The sequence below is a fragment of the Chryseobacterium sp. genome (genome assembly GCF_022712095.1).
GTDB lineage: Bacteria > Bacteroidota > Bacteroidia > Flavobacteriales > Weeksellaceae > Chryseobacterium.
On record NZ_JALAHD010000169.1, the window covers coordinates 1 to 3271 of the forward strand.

3 protein-coding genes are annotated in these 3271 nt (G+C 34.8%); 1 reads left to right on the forward strand and 2 read right to left on the reverse strand.

Annotated elements, in window-relative coordinates:
* Nucleotides 1-1383: amino acid permease (locus Q0A18_RS08605; RefSeq protein ID WP_292009744.1), on the reverse strand; the 1383-nt coding region annotated here is incomplete at its 3' end.
* Between the two features lie 144 nt (nt 1384-1527).
* On the opposite strand from Q0A18_RS08605, the gene Q0A18_RS08610 reads away from it, so the two are divergent.
* Entirely contained in the window at nt 1528-2040 is a 513-nt protein-coding gene (locus Q0A18_RS08610) for a DUF4920 domain-containing protein (protein ID WP_292009745.1), read from the forward strand.
* Nucleotides 2041-2104: 64 nt separating this feature from the next.
* On the opposite strand, the gene Q0A18_RS08615 is transcribed toward Q0A18_RS08610, so the two are convergent.
* On the reverse strand, nt 2105-3211 hold the full coding sequence (locus Q0A18_RS08615; protein WP_292009746.1) for a M14 family zinc carboxypeptidase: 1107 nt from the start codon (nt 3209-3211) through the stop codon (nt 2105-2107).
* Between the last annotated feature and the right edge of the window lie 60 nt (nt 3212-3271).

Sequence of the window (3271 nt, forward strand, 5' to 3'; positions counted from 1 at the left end):
ATAGTATACCGGAAGTCCCAGTAAAACCATCAAAAATCCCGGCCAGGTATATTGTTGCTTATAGATAAGAAGTAAAATACAAAATCCTGTACCGATTAATAAATAAATAATCGGAGTAACAGGATATAACCAGGCTTTATAAGGTCTTTCCAAATCCGGATTTTTATATCTTAAATAAATGACCCCGAAAACAGTAATCATATAAAACAAAACAATCACGAAAGAAATCATATCCAGCAAATTTCCGTATTGACCGCTCAGACAAAGAAGAGAAGCCCAAATTCCCTGCATCCATAATGCATTTTCTGGCACTTCATTTTTATTATTCTTTACTGCAGCCTTAAAAAACAAACCATCTTTAGCCATAGTCTGGAATACACGGGCACCTGCCAGAATCAATCCATTATTACATCCAAATGTAGAAATCATAACGAGTAAAGCGATAATAATAGTTCCTGCACTCCCAAAAATATTTTGGGAAGCAGCTACTGCTACCCTGTCATTTGCTGCAAAAGCGATAGAATTTCTGTCTAATGCATTCAAATAAACAAAGTTAACCGCTATATACAAGACCATTACAGCTGATGTACCATAGATCATTGACTTTACAACATTCTTCTTAGGATTTTCTATTTCTCCTGCCACAAATGTTACACTTTCCCAGGCTACTGAACTGAAGACCGAACCAACCATAGCGGCTGCAATTCCCCCCATTAAGGTCATACCTCCTATAGGTTTCCAGCCCTCTTTAAGAAAATTACCATTAAAATCCTTTTTCAGGTTATTAAAGGCATCAAAGCCAAAACTCAGATTGTGAGACAGCTTCGAAACATCTACCAATATAAACCCAAGGGCAATCAGTCCTAATAGGGCAATAATTTTAGAACCTGTAAAAATATTCTGTAATAAAGTTCCGCTTTCCACACCTCTTGTATTAATATAAGTGAGAAGTATTATAATAGCAATGGCAAGCATCTGTATCCATGTAATCTGAAATTCCCCACTTTGAAATATAGGAGCTGCATCATTAAACGCAGGAACAAGATAAGCCGTAAATTTCCCGAAAGCCATTGCAACGGCAGCTATTGTTCCGGTTTGGATAACGGTAAACAATCCCCATCCATACAGGAACCCCATTTTTTTTCCAAAAATCTCTGTGAGGTAAGTATATTGTCCACCAGCCTTTGGAAATAATGCAGAAAGCTCTCCATAGCTTATTGCTGCCGCTACTGTCATTATTCCTGTAATCACCCAGACAATAATAAGCCAGTAGCCGGATCCCAGATTTCTCATCATATCAGCGCTGACAATGAAGATACCACTTCCGATCATAGATCCCATTACCAGCATAATGGCATCCCATAATTTCAATTTTTTGTGCATAAGTAAATATTCGGACCAAATATAGAAAAATCCTGAAATAATCCAATCCCATGCATCTATTTTAAAAAATTAACATGTTTCTTATCAATTTATTAAATAATTCTAATTCATTTTTTATTATTATTTTTGGAAAAATTATTATATATGAAATTCAAAGCAATATTATTTTCAGTGGCTGTCGGTATGTCTACTCTGATATTTGCTCAGGAGACTTCTCAAAAGAAATATTCTCCACCTCCGGGAAATGCTCTTGTAGGTGATATTTATGGAGCCGGAATTACCAATACTGCAGAATCTAAAGCTATAACAGCTGAGAAACTTGGCAAAAAACTTAAAAAAGATAAAAAAGTAGAAAATGTAGCCATCAAAGGTAAGGTAACTGATGTTTGTGAGAAAAAAGGATGCTGGCTTACTATTGAAACAGAAGATGATTCTCAGTTTTTTGTAAAAATGAAAGATTATGCTTTTTTTGTTCCAACAGCATTAAAAGGTAAAAATGTAGTATTGGAAGGAAATGCTGAAAGAAAAGTAACTTCTGTAGATGAACAGAAACATTATGCAGAAGATGCTAAAAGACCTCAATCTGAAATTGATGCTATTACTAAGCCGAAGGAAGAAGTCAGATTTGTAGCTAACGGAATCAAAGTAGTTAAATAATACTTAGTAAAACTTTATTGATATAAAAAAGCGAAACTCGTGAGTTTCGCTTTTTTATTATTTATTATTGAATAGTGAAATCCACTTCAGCGTCCAGCTTAGGGTATTTACTGTTTGAAACAAATTTCTTTCCTTTACAATCGATCTCTTTCCACCCTCTTTTTGTTTTCACATCTCCTACCACTACTACGTAGGGTACAAAAGAAATTTCCTCTTTTCCTTCTTCTTTTATTTCTTTGTACTGAACTGCTACATCCAGTACACAAGGATGCTCCGTATTAAGCTCTATATTTTTGTAGATAATGTCATAATGCGTTTCCTGGTTTTCCGGAATTTCAAAATAATTCTCCCAGTCCTTTGTTGAGGATCTTAATTCGGTCATTGCCTTTAACGCATAATAAAGAGCGACCGTATAATATTTTCTTGTTCCGGTTCTTGTATAATCGTCTTTAAAATGTCCTCCTTCAAATAAAATCGTAGGCATTCCTGCCTTCATAAAGTTGTCTCCGGTAGAAGTAGGATAAAACTCATCTGAATATCTTCCTATCTGATTTGGAATCAATTCTTTTAAATGATTATAAACATTAGCAATTACTGCCATACATTTTTTTCTGTTATCAGTAACTGTACGCTGAACATCTTCAGAAGGCGCTAGAAAAGAGAGTGTAGCCGGATGAACTCCATCTGTGGTAAATATGGTTCTCTGCTCATGAAGGTTTAAGGCATAATCATATTTCTGAGAAGCCACTACATTCTTTAGAATTTTTATCTCTCCGCTTTCCTCATTATGAAAATCCCTGTTAAGATCAATATCGGAAGCATTAAGCCTTGTCCATTTTTCTGAACCATCGGGATTCAGCATAAATATAAAATCCAATTGAATTTTACTAAAAAGTTCTTCTTTCATTTCCGGAGCTTTGTTTAGACTTTCCAGTAAGTCAAGCATAGCATGGGTAGCATTGGATTCATTGCCATGCATTTGGGACCAAGCAAGTACATGAATATCTCCCTTACCAACTCGTAATTGATAAACCGGTCTGTCAAGATATGATCTTCCTATTTCAGAAATATAATCTTTGAGATTGCTCTGTAGGTAAAAAAATAATTTTTCAGGAGAAATATAGCGATTAGGGAAATTAGGATTTTGCTGATAGATATGTTCAAAACTCATTCGGATAATAATTTACATGAGTCAAAATTAACTATTTTTGAGGAATTCACGCGATTAACA

Bases quoted from the DNA above. Each gene is read 5' to 3' on its own strand.
- Q0A18_RS08610 (WP_292009745.1), top strand. From the start codon at position 1,528: ATGAAATTCAAAGCAATATTATTTTCAGTGGCTGTCGGTATGTCTACT.
- Q0A18_RS08615 (WP_292009746.1), bottom strand. From the start codon at position 3,211: ATGAGTTTTGAACATATCTATCAGCAAAATCCTAATTTCCCTAATCGC.